This window comes from Candidatus Enterococcus avicola (assembly GCF_047470845.1).
Taxonomy (GTDB): domain Bacteria; phylum Bacillota; class Bacilli; order Lactobacillales; family Enterococcaceae; genus Enterococcus_D; species Enterococcus_D casseliflavus.
On record NZ_JBLGTY010000037.1, the window covers coordinates 1 to 16247 of the forward strand.

A 16247-nucleotide genomic window follows, 5' to 3' on the forward strand; every position below is an offset into this window, starting at 1 on the left:
TTATTGGCAGAACTTCCCGAAACGTTAGATGACGGCTTTCGGGAGAAGCTTCAAAACCTTCTGACCTATGAAGAAGGCATCACCAACGCAATAATCTATCCTTATTCCAATGGAAAAATAGAAGCGAAGAATACCCACATAAAGACAATGAAAGGAGTATCCTACGGATTTAAATCATTCGAGAACATGAGAATTAGAATCTTTTTGATCAATCAATTAATCAAAGTGAGATAACAAAAAATCTGAGCCAGAATGAGGTTCATTCTGACCCAGATTTGATTTTGCACAACTCATCAGTCCTTATTGACAAAGAGCCAAAAAAACAGCGGATATCCTTCACGATATCCGCTGCTAGAGTCATTGCGACTTATTTCGTTTTTCTGCTTTTGTTCGTGTGTTTCTTACGAAAAAAGACGATCCCCGCTAGAGCAACAAGGCTCACTCCTGCAATCGAATAGCCTTGAGTGATGGCTGTACCAGTCTTTGGTAGCAACCGTTTGTCCTTTGCGGTCGCTTTGGTTTGTTTGTCAGTCTGCCCTTCATCCGTTGGTTTTTGTTGCCCTTTGTCAGAATCATCTTTCTCTGGCTGCTGATCGTTCTCCTCTGGTTCTTCTGCTTTTTCAACGACTTTGATAGTCGCTGTGGCGGTGACTGCTTCTTGTGAGCGAGTACCAAATAAACGTGCGAAAAAGTTAGGAGTTGCTGCTTCATCAGTGACGATTGAATAAGTGACTTGATAGGTGCCCGTTTTCTTCGTATCCACCGAACCGCCCACCAGCAGTTGCTCCAATGCGAGTGACTTACCGTCACGATCTGTAGCGGAGACAAAATTGTCGGCTGCTGTCCAGTTATCACCGACATAAATCACGCTATCTTTCACAGTCACAGACGTTTGATCTGCCAACACGGTGATTGTGGCAGTTGCTTCGGCCTTGCCATTTCGATAGATGACTTGGTATTTTCCAGGCACATCAGTATTGACTGTACCACTAATCAATACTTGATCATAATCGACTGCTTGTTCGCTTTTATCTGTTGCCGAGACAAAATTATCGACGGCTTGCCACTTCTCTCCTTCATAGATTGTACTATCTTTTGCTACGACCGTTTCTTCGTGAGCAACCACAGTGATTGTCGCTGTGGCGCTGACTTTTCCATTCGTATAAGTGACATCGTATGTGCCTTCCTGATTGGTATCGACGGTACCAGTAACGATTACTCCTGATAATTCAACCGTTGCTCCCGTTTTGTCTGTGGCTGAGACAAAGTTGTCGGCAGCTTCCCAATCGTCGCCCACGTACAGAGTACTGTCTTCGGCTTTGACACTCGTTTGATCTGCCAATACGGTGATCGTCGCTTTCGCCTCGGCTTTGCCATTGCGATAAATCACTTCATATTTCCCTGGTGTGGCGCTATCGACTGTGCCTACTGTTGTGATATCAGTCAGTTTTACTGCGTTGCCGTCTTTATCTGTTGCCGATACAAAATTGTCGGCGGCTTGCCAGTCATCGCCTTCATAAATCGTACTATCTTTAGCAACTACCGTTTCTTGGTTGGCAACGACCGTAATCGTCGCCGTTGCTTTTACTTTTCCGTTTTGATAAACCACTGGATATTGACCTTCTTTGGAAGTATCAACTGAGCCACTAACCGTCACTGCTGAAAATGGTAGGTTTGCTCCTGTTTTGTCTGTGGCTGAGACAAAGTTGTCGGCAGCTTGCCAGTCATCGCCGACATACAGAGTACTGTCTTTGGCTTTGACACTCGTTTGATCAGCTAACACGGTGATCGTGGCAGTCGCTTCGGCTTTGCCATTGCGATAAACCACTTCATATTTCCCTGGTGTGGCGCTGTCAACTGTACCTACTGTTGTGATATTAGCCAGTTTTACTGCGTTGCCGTCTTTATCTGTTGCCGACACAAAGTTGTCGGCGGCTTGCCAGTCATCGCCTTCATAAATCGTACTGTCTTTAGCAACTACCGTTTCTTGGTTCGCAACAACCGTAATCGTCGCCGTTGCTTTTACTTTCCCGTTTTGATAAACCACTGGATATTGACCTTCTTTGGAAGTATCAACTGAGCCACTAACGGTCACATTTGAAAATGGTACATTCGCTCCTGATTTGTCCGTGGCTGAAACAAAGTTGTCGATTGCTTGCCAGTCATCTCCGACATATAAGGTGCTATCTTTAACTTTAATTGATGTTTGATCAGCCAACACGGTGATCGTCGCTTTCGCTTCAGCTTTGCCGTTACGATAGATTACTTGGTATTCTCCTGGTACTTTCGTATCCACTTCACCACTAGTGGTGACTTCTGCCAAGCTTAACGGTTGTCCCTTCTTATCCGTTGCTGAAACAAAATTATCCGCAAGTTCCCATGAATCTCCAACATAAAGTGTACTATCCTTGGCAACGACTGTTTCTTGATTGGCAACCACGGTGATCGTCGCTGTTGCTTTTTTATTGCCGTTTTGATAGACCACTGGATATTGACCTTCTTTGGAAGTATCCACGGTTCCACTAACGGTCACATTTGAAAATGGTACATTCGCTCCTGTTTTGTCCGTTGCCGAAACAAAGTTATCCACCGCATGCCAGTCGTCCCCGACGTATAAGGTGCTATCTTTTACTTTAATTGATGTTTGATCAGCTAACACGGTGATCGTCGCTGTCGCTTCAGCTTTGCCATTGCGATAAATGACTTGGTATTCTCCTGGTGTGTCCGTATCAACTTCGCCGTTGATGGTCACTTCTGCGATTGTCACTGCATTGCCGTCTTTATCCGTTGCCGATAGAAAATTATCAGCTGCTGTCCATGCATCGCCTACATATAACGTGCTGTCTTTGGCTGCTACTGTTTCTTGGTTGGCAACCACGGTGATCGTCGCTGTTTGGCTAACACTACCGTTGATGTATTTGACCTCATAGGTGCCAACGTTTGTCGTGTCGACCTCGCCATTGACTGTGATTTCCGAGAAGGTCATCGCATTGCCATGCTTGTCTGTCGCTGAAACAAAGTTGTCTTCAGCATGCCATTCATCTCCCACGTAGATCGTGCTATCCTTGGCGTCGATCGTCGACAAATCTTCTTCTGGTGTGATACCGACAGAAAGATGATTGCCCGTCCGGTTCACTTGCACCTCTTTACCAAGCTGAAGTTCCTGTGGTATGACGTAACCTTCTGGGACGTAGGAAACATAAAGCGTATAGTTCCCCGTATAAATATCAGTTAATTGGTATTCTCCATTTTCATCCGTTACGACAGAAACGATATCTCCAGTCAATTGATTCCAAAGCGTCAAAGTAACCCCCGCAATCTTCTCAGTTGGTTCTTCGGTATTATAAACATCAAGCGTCGCATTGGTTTTGTAGATGATCCCGCTGGAATCGCCTGCCGAAAATTGCAGATTGGCCACCGTCGAGGTAGCCGTCCGTTTGGCTTCCGACAAGGTATCGATCGTATCAGAAACGATCGTTGCTGAGGCTGAGATTTGGCCGGCGTTTTGTGAAAGGACGTTGTAACTGATTTCGATATTTTTCGTTAGAACATAGTTTGAAAAGACAAGCTGTACGTTCCCATCAACTTCTTTGACTTCATAGCTGTCATCTGGCACATTCGAAACAGTGATCGATCCTAAATCGATTTCGCCATTGGTGTTCCCTAACGATTTTAGAAGGATCGTTGGATTTGCTACTTTTTTCGAGCCATCATCGATATTTTTTGTCGTGACCTTGACCTGCGTCATGTTTTTCGTATTATTGACGGTATTTTGCGTAATGCCAATAATATCTGTCGCCGTATTGGATACTGAAACTGTGGCTGTGCCTTGTTGATTATTAGATAACGGTTCTTTTGCATAACCAGGCACATAAATCGTACTCATTTCCTGCCATCCATTGGCGTATTGATAAGCAATAATGTAGCGCCGATTGGTCGTCCCAAAATCAAAGGTATAATAGTTGGTTTCTTCATCATGGGTGATCGTTGGATAATTCGGATCGCTTTCCTTCATGGCTTGGTTATCATAATAACCGCGATCCCAATACTGTGGATAAATGCCACTGACTTGTTCATTGGAAACATCGATGATCGAAAACACGACATCGGTATTTTTCGGTACATGAGTTTCAACAGTCAAATCACTGATGGTATCTTGACGCGCGTTGACTAAAAACTGATTCTTACTGCTTTGGAGCGTGCGTTCAGAGTACAGTTTCCTACCGGTATAGACGGAGGTGTGAACCGTGTCAAGTCCCGTTGCGGAAATCGTGATTGGAATTGTATCATTAGGAATCGATTTTGTCGGTGCTAAACTGTCTGGCACGTAATTGAAGCCAATATCAAATTGAACGGAATAGGTAATGGGCGACGTAAAGGTGACCATCGTTCCGCCTGCTACTTCTTCAATCGTATAATCTTTTCCTAATGTGTAGTAAAAACTGACTTTTGGTACCTTTCTCAAAGAAAGATACTCTGGATGTTCAATAAACATGTGCAAATTTTCGATTGGTTGTGAGTTACTGCCTTCGATGTTGATGGAAGTATCACTCATGTAAGCACCATTTTGATCATAATTTCCCCAAGCCGTTTCAGCATTGTTGGGATTAAGAACACTGATTGGTTCGACATAGTTGTCTTCAACGATTTTGAATTCTCTATTGGCGATCAACGGTGTCGAGACATTGAGAATGATATCTTTCTGATCAAAGGGTACGGTTATGTTCGTGGAACCAAGAGTGAGATTGCTGTCTTTTGTAGCGGTCACAATCAGTTTGTCCCCGTTATTTTCGACAGAAAAATAATCCGAAAAAGTCATATTTTGATAGAAGGCATCTCTTGCTGTTAACTGTTTCGCCGTGATCGGCTGTCCGTTTTGACTCGAAAGGATGATTTGTTGACCAGCTTTCATCTCCGTCGGCATTTGATGAATTGATACATAGTAGTTTCCTTTAGAAAGGCCATTCATAAAACTGGCAGAAGCAACCCCCATATAATACCTAGAATCGACTTCTTTTTCATCTTTGCTGGTTTTTGCGATAAAGGAAAACCCTCTGTTTTGGGCAGTTGTTTGTTTTAGCTGTACCGAACCAAATCCGGTCGTTGGATACCCTTTTGAAAAAGAAGCAGTATAATCCGTCAGCTCGGTCAGGCTCATCGTAAATTGATAAGAAACCCCATAAGCCTTTTGTTTGTCCATCTGTTTGACTTCAACGGCAGTATTGTAAAGACTATTTGAAGTGATCGTATAGTCCGTCCCTTCGACTAATGCTGTCTGTGTTTCTGGTTTGATCTTTCCTTTGATATCCACCTCATAGCTGAAAACTTTTAACGGTTGGGTCTCAATCTTTTTGAAGGAAGCCCCCGGCGTATCAACCAAATTCAGTGAAAGAGTTTCCGTTCCAGATAATGTCCGATCGTTATTGTAGTAGACCATTCCTTCCATCCCAAAGACATTTTTTTCTGACACATATTGAATCGGATCGACCTCTTCATACAAATCAATCGCATAGCTTGTCTGGTTTTGATCGCCGATCTCAATCGTTAGCTGAGGCTTATCTTCTGAATATAGATAACTAGTCAACTCGATCGAAAAAGAGGCATCATGAACCGATTGATTAAACGTGATCATCAGTTGATGAGCTGCACTATCTACAGCCCACGATGCATTGATCGCTTCATTGGTTTCTTGCACATCACTAAAGCCAAGGCCTTGCGGCAAGTCAAAAACAGCAGTGGTGCCAGCGAAATAATCTTTGTCATTGATTTCAAAATCCAATTTCAGTTTCACTGGACTATTGTTTAAGATTCGTGTTTCTTCCGTTCGGCTGAATTCTTCGCCAGCAATGGTCAGCAGGGTGCCTTTTTCCAAAAGTTCTTGGTCATTGATGCGCGTGCTGATACGAGGTGTCTGTTGCTCTTCTTTGGTTTCTTTTGAATCGGATGTTGAAGAACTTTCTTGTCTCGCATGGCTAGAATCTTCCGTTCTATTTGAGGAAGCCGATGTGCTCGTTTCACTTGGTTCCGTGTTTTCTGAACCAGCTGATGATTCCTCTTTGCTCGCTTCGGAAGAATAATCTGTTTGAGCATCCTCAGCTGCTTGTGCTTCGTTTCCGTTAGCTTCATTTGTCGATTCAGTCATCGTTTCTAGTAGTTGATCTGATTTGTCTAGCGTGTTGACGGTCTGTTCTTGTTCGGTTGTTTCCGCTATCGCCATGACCGGAGTGATCACTTGAGTGATTCCTAGTGCGGTAACAACGATGCCATGACGAATTCTTTTGCTTCTCTTATTCATTTTTTCCTCCAGTAAATGTATGTAATTTTAACTGATTGCCTTACGGATTTTTTTCCCGACTTCTAACTCTTCTCCATTAAAAAAGCACAAAACATTGTTTGTTCGATCGATCATTTTGATTTGTCGCGCATTGATAATGTAAGATTTAAAGACGTTATAATACTCTGGCAGCTCTAATTGTTTGATCACCTTCAAGGAAGTTTCGAGAAATTCGATCGACTTTTTTTGGTGAAAAGCAATTCGGTTTCGCTCTCCTTTGATCGTTGTAATATAGTTGATTGCTTCTGCATCAACCACCATCAACTCTCTTTTACTGACGATTTTTAATAAGTGCTTTTTTCCGAGTAAGGATCGTTTGACTTCGATCGCTTCCGTTAATAAATTTTTTAGCTGCATTGCCACCTCCTTTTCTTTTGTATCGATGATCCCTAAAGGACAGATAAGATTCAGCTTCTTGATTTCGATTTTGGAGGCATAGGCACCATAAAAAGCGATTTGACACTTTTTGCATTGTTCCCTCAAGCTTCCTGCTAATTGAAAACTTCGATCAAATCCTTTCATTTCAATGGAAAATAAGAAGAGGTCGTTCACATCTGTTAGGTATCCGTCAAGAAAAGGGGCTAGTGCTTCAGGCGAAAGAATCTCAACTAAATAATGCGGAACACGACTTTCCGTAATCATTTTCTTCATCAAATTCTCATTAAAAAAGTTGTCATCTACTATATAAACAGCGAAATTGCTCAAATTTGCAGACATCTTAATTCTCCTTTTTGTATCATTTCTAATTGTATTCTTAATCAAAAATGCCTGCTTGCACTTTCAAACGAATTAACGAAACATTCATGCAAAAAAGGTAGTTTAAATTAAAAACAAAGTAAGAAAAGACGCTGTAATTGGTCTAAACCTATTATAGATAAAAAGACACGCTAAAGAGTTTTCTTAAAGCTTTTATAAGGGAGTAAGCGTAGCCAACAAAAAAATATTATGTTTTTTTAACAATATCTACGACAGACTTTCAGGGAAGCGGAAACACTTTTAGGTAAAGTTTTATGATAATTCCATGTGAAAAAAAAACGATTTGAACCCAACATCACAAACGTTATTTATTTTCCACTGGATGCTTCTCTCCTTTCAACGATTGAAGAACAATTATTCATCAGTGATGACATGACCTCCTATTGGTTAATGTCAAAATTTCCCCTTCACTGTTCTCAACAAAATGTGCGGAACACGAAAAAACCATTTATTCTCAATGATAAATGGTTTTCTTTGCGATTCTTTTCATGAGTGGTGCTGCTTTTAGCTATTTGAAAACATTTCTTACTATAATAGTAGACTTTTCCTGCAACCACCGTTGATTTCCACTACCTGCTAGTCATCACTTTTTTTCAATGCTCGCTTCAGCTTGCGATTATGCCAAATCAAATAGGCGATGATCAGACATAAAACACCACCAATCGATAAATAGAGTAGGATCGGCGAAGAGGTTTCTTCAATACTGACATCTTGCTCGTTTCTTTCTTGCGCTTCTTGACTTTTAACTTGAAAGGTAGGCTCTCCTTGCCATTGTTGATCAGCTGCTTTGAGGGTCGTTTTTATTTCATACTCTCCTGATTGCAGTTCGTTTCCATCTAATGGCAGTGCGTAATTCATTAACGCATTGGGCGCTAATTGGATCTCTTTTTCCCCTTTGATCGCTGTTGCTTGTCCATCATGAAACACTTCATAAGCAAGCGTGGCCTTACTAAGATAATTTGCCGCTGTATTTTCCACCGCTAAGATGATGACATTGCGGCGATTGATTTCTTCCAGATGTGCTTCCTCAATTCGGACCGCTGGTGGGATGTCGGTCTCTTTGTTACGGAGCAACACCGCCACTTCTCTGGCTAGTAGGTTTTGGACATTTCCTTGAAATTCTTCACTGCCGGTTTGCTGGACGTATAGTCCCCCTGCCAAAATCCCATCAAAGGATTCAGATGGCATCTGGACTGTCAAGGTGATTTCTTTTTGCTCATTAGGGGCTAACGAAAGGGTTTCATCACTTAAAGTGACGAGTTCTTCGATCGCGTACGGAGCAGAAGGCGTTGCTTCCTCATTTGCCCCAGAGTACTCAACGACACCCGTCATGTTCGTGACCGCTCGATTAAAGGATAGCTGTAGATTGATTGGTTGCTCGCTTTTATTGGAAACCATGACCGCTAGTTTTTCTTCTGCCTTGGGCTCCAGCAACAAATCATAGTACATCAGCTCTTTGTCCCGCTGTGACTCTGGCAATTTGATTTGAACATCGAAGGTATCCAGTGAATCTGCTGCCCCCGTACTGCTCGTACCAATGAAAAATAAGACCGTTAGAATACTTACTACCCAATACTGAAATCCTTTGCCTCGAACTTTCTTCTGATGCATCCTGTCAGATCCTTTCTACACGATATAGGAAAGAAAAATCAGCTAGCATAAAAAGCAGCCGCTCAGGCAAGCTGCTTTTTTTCTGCTAACTGTTACGCAATAACTACTGCCCTATGGGGTCGTCGGCGCACTGCTGATCGTCCAAACGAGGGTCGTTTGGTAGGTTGCTGATTGTTTTTCCGTATTAGCTGGGATCGAAAGGGTAAATTGTTCTAAAGGCATCGACGTTTCACCAATCCCTTCGCCAGCATTGGCGGTCAAGAACGCATACTCATTGTTGATCGCCGCAAAATCAAGCTCGCCATTGGCAATATCACTGGTTCCTGTTGGCGGCGAACTCAAGTTATTGGTCAACGTCCCCGTATCTACCGTTAATACCGCACCGTCCAACGTGCTGTCTCCTGCCGTAAATTGGGTTGCTTGCCGTACTTTGATCGCCCAAGAAGAGTTTGCCTGTCCTCGATTATCGCTGACCGCAACTGCCCCTCTTTGCAGCGTTGACCCATCCCCAGGTAGTCCAGTTCCATCCGTAGTAGCTACCCACGTTTCGGCATTTTCTGTTTGGATTTCATGGGCACCAAAATCTAAATTCGTTGGTAGCTGCGTATTGGGATCACTCCCGCCTTTATCCGGGTCAAACACGATGCCCCCAGAGGTATATTCTACGACACCGGTCGTGTCATCTGCTTGCACTGTCGCACCAATGCTAAGGGCAGTCAATACCCCCAATGCGCCTATTATCGTTTTCTTTGAACTCATTTTGCCATCCTCCTTTTTTTGATGCAAATGATCAATGTCAGACTAATGAAGAATCCGCCTATTACGGGCAGCCAAAAGTGATTGGTTTCTGCAAGCTGTGGCAGCGGTTCTTCTGCGTTAGTAACCGTTTCTTGACTGGTCGGTGGTTCAATTTCTTCATCAATGGAATCACTGCTAGCTGTTTCCGTTGGTCCTTCATAAAACTCAATGTTGCCGGTCGTCGTATTGGCTACTGCTGATGGAACGATACTGTAGAAACTGCCGATCATCAAAATCAGAAGCAGCACAAGGGAATTTTTTTTCATTCTGCTCTTCCTTTTCAAGGTGTATCAGAAACGGTCCACACGACTGTGGCGCGATACTGACCTTGAAATTTAGGTGTTTTCTCAGGTACAAATAAATTGAACTGGGAAAAATTAACAGTCAGTCCACCAGTCGATGCCGCATTTTCCAACGTCACCACATTTTTTTCGACATTTTGCTGCAGGGCAATCGTTGCATTATCAGGTAAAACCACTCGACCATCTGTAAATGTCGAATTGACAGTTCCAAGCTGAACTCTTAATTCGGCAGCTGGCAATGTTCGCGTGCCATTGACCCAATTGGTGGATTGTCTGACCTTGACTTGCCATTTTTTCTGACGATTGCGGGTATCATTGATCCGTAAAATCCCAGTTGTAGCTGCTGCGCTTTGGTCGCCGTTGGCGGTTGCCCGCCATGTCTCACTCTTTTTCGTTTGAATGGCATGTCGGCCAAAATTCAGCTGAGTCGGCAGATTCGTCCGATCCATCGTCAGTGCTTCGACCATGAAATAAATCATGGTTTGGCGACTGCTGATATTTAGCGCACTAAAGTTCAAGAGATTGATGTCCGTCGGCTTTGCCTTCAACACAGAAGCCGAAAAATTGGCGGTCCAATTTGCGGTCAACTGTCCTGGACCCGAAAGTAGCGTAGGAATTTGAACATCCGTTGCTCCTAAAACGGCTGCATCCGCCATTTGTTCTTGGACGGTTGCCAAATTATTTAACGCTGACGTTACAGTGTTAAGCAGGGTATTCAGCAACCCTTGCAGCAATGCACGAACGACACCACCAATATCGATGCCGATCACTCGGATCTGGGTATTTTGAATCGCCGTGCTTAAATTCCGTAAAATTTGCGGGACATTGGTTCCTAAAACGACACCGAGGTTCGAACTCATATTGGCATACAACGCTTCTCTTTGGGTGGTGAACTGCAACGGACTGCTTATTTCTACATTGCCTAAATTACCAACAGTTTTTAGCAAGGAAATTTGCTGATTGACAGCCGTTAAATCGATTTGCACGATCCCGAGATTGAAATTTAAGGAGCTGGTCAAGGAATCAAGCGCTGTTAAGATCGCATTCAAAAGCGGGACATTGGCAATATTGACTGTGGTCGACGTTTTGATAGCTGCTGATCCATTGGCACTGATGCTAGTTCTCAACTCTGCGGGGATCGCCAACAAAGCAAATTTATCCTCACCGTTGACATTGACAGAAGCGTTCAAACCCCCGTTCCCTTTGATCGAAAAAGTCACTGGTCGATTTGTCACACTGCCTGGCCAAGGAGCACTTGCTGAAGTACCACTTGTATTGGCACTCGTCAAATTGCTTAAAATTTCCACATCTAATACGTTCACTGCCGCCTCGGCTTCTTTGGTCGTTGTTAAAAGATACAAATTGACGAAACTGATGCTGGTCAACAAGAAAATCAACTGAGCGATCGTCCATTTGTAAAAACGTTTTTCCCTCCTTCTGCTTTCCATACTATTTCTAACCCTTTCTTTACGAAACGATGATCAATGCTTCAACGTTTTGATTCACTAGAGATACCAGCGGAGGATGTCCACTCCGCTGGTAAAGTCATGCTATTTTTGCTGGTCTTTTTTCTTTCTTGCTTTGAAGAACAAGCCGATTCCTCCGACAACGAAGACTGCTGCTCCAATCATTGAAGCGTACCAGGTTCCTTCTGATCCCGTTTTCGGCAAGAATTTACTTCCCCACCAGCTTTGGTTGTGATTGTTGCTGTTCCAATTATTGTTTCCCCAATTGCCCCAGTTGCCCCAAGCGCCGTTACTTCCGTCGGTACCATTCGTACCATCAGAACCATTGGTGCCATCCGTGCCATCGGTACCGTCCGTACCATCTGAACCATCCGTGCCATTGTCACCCATTGGTACCACGATTGGTGTTGCTGCACTGCGGTATTCTCTGCCACCTGCTGTTGCAAATCTTAGAAAATCTGTCAATGGATATCGATGAATTTCTCTATATCGCGAATGGCTATCGGCTGGATGAGCAAAACAGCTACAACCATCGGTACACGCAATATTCAAACAAGCACGATATCAACCAGTTACAAATTCTATTACAGGAGCTGCAGCAAACCTCTAGCCGACTGAACAATGTCCGCATTGCAGAGGTTCGCTCACGGATTCGCATGCTGCAATGCTTGGCAGAACATGGCGTCTATCGGAAACGTGCGGTTTTGAAATGTGATCGTCAAACGATTATCTCCTATCTCGTTGATGTTGAGAGCTGGACGTTACAAGAAATCCAACTCTTTGGCAACACCATCGATCTTTTGGATAACGACCATAATTTCCTCTTCTTCAAAAAAGTATCCAAGATGCTCGAATACTACATCGATATGGAAAAAGGTCGGGAAATTTATTGCGCACTACTGATCAATTTGATCGAATATACGCTAAAACACCAGCAATACGATGCGACGGAAGTTCTCGTCGTCCAATTAAAACTTTTGGCGACAGACTACAAAGAATTTTTCCACCAAGCCGTCTGCAAGTTTTTCCAAGGCGTGTTGCTCTTAAGAACCGGTGACAAAAAAGCAGGCGAAAGGATTACCACAAAGATGCTAGCTATCATGCGAGAATTGGATCAAGGTGCCCTTGCCGATGATTTTGCTTTACTACTGGATGATGACTACCTCCGAGCATTTGCCTCTTCCGAGTGATAAAGCGGCAACTGCAGCGTTCGTTTAATAAAAAAAGGAAGTGATGATTGCCATCACTTCCTTTTTCAGCTATTAGCTAACACTGCGTTCATCTTTCGCACCAAAGTATTGATACATTGGTTTTTGGCTGCCATTGAGCAATTGATCGACTGTCACAAATTCATAGCCTTGCGCTTTGAGTGCTTTGATGATGCCCGGCACGGCTTGAACAGATTTCGGATGAATATCATGTAGCAAAATAATCGATCCATCGTAAACATTGTTTTGGACAACCTTCAATATCTTGTTTGGATCTTTCAGCTTCCAATCCTCGGTATCAACACTCCATTGAATGATCGATTTTCCTGCTGCTTGGGCGCTTTGTTGATCAATCGCTCCATATGGCGGGCGCAAATTCTTAGGCAAGACCCCTGTCGCCTGATAGATGGCTTTGTCCGTTTTGGTTATTTCCGCTTTGACCTCCTCTGGCGACAACGTATTTAATTGGGGATGAGAATAGGAGTGACTGGCAATTTCATGCCCTTCCTCATGGACTTTTTTCGCGACCTCAGGGTATCGATCCACCATTTGGCCCAATTCAAAGAACGTTGCCTTCACATCATTATCTTTCAAGATTTTTAAGAGATCCAATGTCGAAGTATCATTTGGTCCATCATCAAAAGTCAACGCAACATATTTTTTGTTTTCGTCTAACATCGCTTGTTGCTCTTTCAATTGATCCGCATTGACCAGCTCTGGATCAATAAAGGGCGCAATCTCTTTGTAAGCCAAAGTGATCTCGGATACGCCTGTTTGATTTTGCGGCAACTGGAGCGTTATTTTTTCAGGATCATAAGTAAATTTTGAATCATAGGTGATTCGGTCCATCCCCAAGACCGCATCAAGGATTTTAGTCGGTTCTTTGGCTTGATCCAAAAGCTTTTGTTGAATCACTTGCTGGATTCCTAGCAAGCTGCCTTCATCTGGAACCAAGTCTTTCAAGGATAACTCATTGCCGGTTTTCTCGGAAATAAAAATTGGATCGGCAACCACGCTATCCGCATCTTCAAACCGCCCAGTCTCTCGATTCCAAACATAGCTGTCCGCTTTTAAGGAATAGGTTGACACTTTTGATGCAACTGCTTGTGCTTGAATCCGAGCGATCGTAACGGTCTCTTTGTCGGCGTGCTTTTTGCATAGCTTGTTCGCCATGGTCGATAATTTCTGACTTGCATCCTTTACAGGGATGGCACTTTCTTCTTTTGGTCGGAAAATCAATTCTTTTTTGTCCCCATCAGACAATGTTTCAAGTTTTGCGGGAATTCCCTCTTTGGCCTGCTCTTCTTGGATCGATGCTAATAGCTTTTGCGCGGCAGCTTCATATTTTTCGCGTGCCAATGCTTCTTGCTGCTTCAAAGTAAATGCGATATAGCCCCCAGTGGCGATAATGACGATTGTCAGCAGCGTCATCAATGAAAAGAGATACTTGCGATGGGTTGGCTTCTTTTTAGAAACTTGACGATTGGCGGTTGGCGTGCGTCTTGTCGTTCCCGTTGTTTGCTTTTGATGTGATTCGACCCTCGAAATAGGTGCTTGTTTTTCAGAAGTCGCTTCTCTATGTTGTGAATTATTTGAATCATTGCTTGATTTCTTCATAAACATTCTCCCTCAAACATAATAACGTAAACAAAATGTAACATAAGCGTAATAATATTTCAACAGTGTTACAGAGATTCTTATAAACTTCTCTTTTTGTTCACAAATTTTGAGAATTGTTCTTAGAAATTCTTTATTCTGCTTTTAAGAAAACCAATTCTGCCAAGTATGATATCGTGTTCACTGCTTTTTCTTTTTGTTTAAAAATAATGAGAGATATCTTTTTGTACTTTGATGTTTTTTCTGTTTATAATTCAGCATGTGGCAATTATTATGAAGGATGTGTTCAAAATGAAACACAAATCAGCAGTTTATTTATTCGTTCTTACCTTAATCATAGGATTAACCTATCAATTACTTCCTTATATCCCACTAAACGATTCCGTGTTATCGATCGTCGGTACCATCTGGAATCTGGTCTTCGCATTTAGTGCAGGGTATTTTCTCTTACGAACGACCTTTTTGGAGCAGTTCAAACATTTTCGGTTCACCGTTTTATTGTGGGGTGTCCCTTTCGTCATTTTGACTGGCGTGTTCTTTTCCTTTATTTATGCCGCTATTTTTGGACAACCAACAACCAACTCGATCAGCGAAACCATCACTGTCCAAATGGTCTTTTTGCAAGTTCCCTTTATGCTGATGGGAGAAGAATTGCTGAGTACCAACCTCTTGTTGGCGTTGCAGAAAAGAGGCCTTTCTTTTGCCTGGTCATCCATCATTTGCAGTGTGCTATTCGCTTTATGGCACATCCCAGCGTACGGCTTTCATCCAGCCCAATTATTGATCACCTTGATGCCTGCCAGATTGGCACTCAACTACGTTTGGAAAAAATCCAATAGCGTATGGGTCAGCTGGATCTGCCATTTTCTTTATGATTCCCTGGGATTCATTTCATTTTTAGGTAAATAAGCAACAAAAAGGACAGCTGAAGCCTAGCTGTCCTTTTTGATAGTTAGTAACGCCTTTCCCCAAGGGCTTACTTAATCGCTATTTACGCTTTTTGAAATAAAGCCAGCTTGCCGTGGCGATAAAGAACAAACCAACTACAAACGGGAACAACGTCCCCTGCTCATCGGTTTGCGGCAATCTTTGTGCAGAAGCGCTTTTTTTCGAAACAACAGTCGCCGTTGGTTCTTTTTTATTAGAAATAATGGCGGTTGCTGCGTTTTCTTTTGTATAAACGTACGTCACAGTTGCCTCTTCCTTACCTAATGTACCTTTGGCATTTTGCGGCAGCCGACTTTCGTCTAAAGTGTAGCCATCGATTGTTACTTGATATTTTTCTGTACTAGCATCGTAAGAGTCGCCTACGTTTCCACTAATCGTTTGTGAAGCGTGAATTTCGTTGCCTTCTGTATCTGCGTACTCGACCGTCACATCCGCTGCTGGTATCGGATTTTTTGTGTAAATGTAGGTGATGATTTGTGCTGTTTCGCTAAACACACCTTTAAGATTTTCTGGTAATTGGCTTTGATCTAAAGTGTAGCCTTCGATTGTTAGTTGATATTTTTCTGTACTAGCATCGTAAGAGTCGCCCACATTACCGCTAATTTTTTTAGCAGCGTGAATTTTGTTACCTTCTGGATCCACGTACTCGACCGTTATATCTGCTGCGGGTACGGGATTTTTTGTGTAGATGTAGGTGACTGTTTGCGCGGTTTCGCTAAATATACCTTTAAGATTTTCTGGCAATTGGCTTTCGTCTAGTGTATAGCCATCGATTTTTAGTTGGTATCGTTCTGTGCTAGCATCGTATGAGTCGCCTACGTTTCCACTGATCGTTTGAGGAGAATGAATTTCTTCGCCTTCTGTATCAACGTATTTTACTGTTATATCAGCTGCTGGTATCGGATTTTTTTTGTAAATATAGGTGACTGTTTGCGCTGTTTCTCCAAACACACCCTTACTGTTTTCTGGTAATTGGCTTTCATCCAATGTGTAGCCTTCGATTGCTAGTTGGTATTTTTCTGTACTAGCATCGTAAGAGTCGCCTACATTCCCGCTAATCGTTTGTGAAGCGTGAATTTCTTTGCCTTCTGCATCTAGGTACTCGACCATTACATCCGCTGCGGGTACAGGATTTTTTGTGTAAATGTAGGTGACTGTTTGCGCGGTTTCGCTAAATACGCCTTTACTATTTTCTGGCAATTGGCTT

Annotated in this window: 12 protein-coding genes; 3 read left to right on the forward strand and 9 right to left on the reverse strand. The window is 42.9% G+C overall.

Annotated features, from left to right (window positions below; genetic code table 11):
- Positions 1-234: transposase (locus ACI3E5_RS16825; RefSeq protein WP_498822051.1), on the forward strand; the 234-nt coding region annotated here is incomplete at its 5' end.
- Between the two features lie 133 nt (positions 235-367).
- On the opposite strand, the gene ACI3E5_RS16830 is transcribed toward ACI3E5_RS16825, so the two are convergent.
- The 7 genes from ACI3E5_RS16830 to ACI3E5_RS16860 all read right to left on the reverse strand — a co-directional run bounded on the left by ACI3E5_RS16830 (position 368) and on the right by ACI3E5_RS16860 (position 11732).
- A complete protein-coding gene (locus ACI3E5_RS16830) occupies positions 368-6295 on the reverse strand; it encodes a bacterial Ig-like domain-containing protein (protein WP_498822052.1) in 5928 nt (1975 codons plus the stop codon).
- A 27-nt stretch (positions 6296-6322) separates the two neighbouring features.
- Positions 6323-7051: a LytTR family transcriptional regulator DNA-binding domain-containing protein gene (locus ACI3E5_RS16835; protein ID WP_010747898.1), complete on the reverse strand. Its 729-nt coding sequence runs from the start codon at positions 7049-7051 to the stop codon at positions 6323-6325.
- A 615-nt stretch (positions 7052-7666) separates the two neighbouring features.
- Positions 7667-8701 (reverse strand): WxLIP family cell surface protein, encoded by a 1035-nt coding sequence (locus ACI3E5_RS16840; RefSeq protein ID WP_081116763.1) that lies wholly within the window; start codon positions 8699-8701, stop codon positions 7667-7669.
- A gap of 111 nt (positions 8702-8812) precedes the next feature.
- Positions 8813-9460, reverse strand: coding sequence for a WxL domain-containing protein (locus ACI3E5_RS16845; protein WP_010747896.1), 648 nt, complete (start codon positions 9458-9460; stop codon positions 8813-8815).
- A complete protein-coding gene (locus ACI3E5_RS16850; RefSeq protein ID WP_010747895.1) occupies positions 9457-9765 on the reverse strand; it encodes an EF2685/EF0750 family sortase-dependent surface protein in 309 nt (102 codons plus the stop codon). Before ACI3E5_RS16850 ends, ACI3E5_RS16845 begins: the two co-directional genes overlap by 4 nt.
- 14 nt (positions 9766-9779) lie before the next feature.
- Positions 9780-11249 (reverse strand): adhesive domain-containing protein, encoded by a 1470-nt coding sequence (locus tag ACI3E5_RS16855; protein WP_010747894.1) that lies wholly within the window; start codon positions 11247-11249, stop codon positions 9780-9782.
- 102 nt (positions 11250-11351) lie between these two features.
- Complete coding sequence (locus tag ACI3E5_RS16860) at positions 11352-11732, reverse strand: LPXTG cell wall anchor domain-containing protein (protein WP_086292105.1); 381 nt, start codon at positions 11730-11732, stop codon at positions 11352-11354.
- Here ACI3E5_RS16860 and ACI3E5_RS16865 point away from each other — a divergent pair.
- The gene (locus ACI3E5_RS16865; RefSeq protein WP_010747893.1) at positions 11732-12457 is read left to right on the forward strand and encodes an Rgg family transcriptional regulator; all 726 of its coding nucleotides are present in this window, start codon (positions 11732-11734) and stop codon (positions 12455-12457) included. The two genes, ACI3E5_RS16860 and ACI3E5_RS16865, sit on opposite strands and share 1 nt — an antisense overlap.
- 72 nt (positions 12458-12529) lie before the next feature.
- Here the strand turns inward: ACI3E5_RS16865 and ACI3E5_RS16870 are convergent, their stop codons facing one another.
- The gene (locus tag ACI3E5_RS16870) at positions 12530-14092 is read right to left on the reverse strand and encodes a polysaccharide deacetylase family protein (protein ID WP_186366361.1); all 1563 of its coding nucleotides are present in this window, start codon (positions 14090-14092) and stop codon (positions 12530-12532) included.
- A gap of 234 nt (positions 14093-14326) precedes the next feature.
- Between ACI3E5_RS16870 and ACI3E5_RS16875 the strand changes: the two genes are divergently transcribed.
- Positions 14327-15001, forward strand: coding sequence for a CPBP family intramembrane glutamic endopeptidase (locus ACI3E5_RS16875; RefSeq protein ID WP_142962531.1), 675 nt, complete (start codon positions 14327-14329; stop codon positions 14999-15001).
- 78 nt (positions 15002-15079) lie between these two features.
- On the opposite strand, the gene ACI3E5_RS16880 is transcribed toward ACI3E5_RS16875, so the two are convergent.
- A partial coding sequence (locus ACI3E5_RS16880; RefSeq protein ID WP_498855885.1) for a MucBP domain-containing protein occupies positions 15080-16247 on the reverse strand: 1168 nt, incomplete at its 5' end.

Coding starts and splice junctions, on each gene's coding strand:
- ACI3E5_RS16855 (WP_010747894.1), bottom strand. CDS start 11,249: ATGGAAAGCAGAAGGAGGGAAAAACGTTTTTACAAATGGACGATCGCT.
- ACI3E5_RS16865 (WP_010747893.1), top strand. CDS start 11,732: ATGGATATCGATGAATTTCTCTATATCGCGAATGGCTATCGGCTGGAT.
- ACI3E5_RS16835 (WP_010747898.1), bottom strand. CDS start 7,051: ATGTCTGCAAATTTGAGCAATTTCGCTGTTTATATAGTAGATGACAAC.
- ACI3E5_RS16845 (WP_010747896.1), bottom strand. CDS start 9,460: ATGAGTTCAAAGAAAACGATAATAGGCGCATTGGGGGTATTGACTGCC.
- ACI3E5_RS16850 (WP_010747895.1), bottom strand. CDS start 9,765: ATGAAAAAAAATTCCCTTGTGCTGCTTCTGATTTTGATGATCGGCAGT.
- ACI3E5_RS16875 (WP_142962531.1), top strand. CDS start 14,327: ATGTTTTTTCTGTTTATAATTCAGCATGTGGCAATTATTATGAAGGAT.
- ACI3E5_RS16870 (WP_186366361.1), bottom strand. CDS start 14,092: ATGAAGAAATCAAGCAATGATTCAAATAATTCACAACATAGAGAAGCG.
- ACI3E5_RS16830 (WP_498822052.1), bottom strand. CDS start 6,295: ATGAATAAGAGAAGCAAAAGAATTCGTCATGGCATCGTTGTTACCGCA.
- ACI3E5_RS16840 (WP_081116763.1), bottom strand. CDS start 8,701: ATGCATCAGAAGAAAGTTCGAGGCAAAGGATTTCAGTATTGGGTAGTA.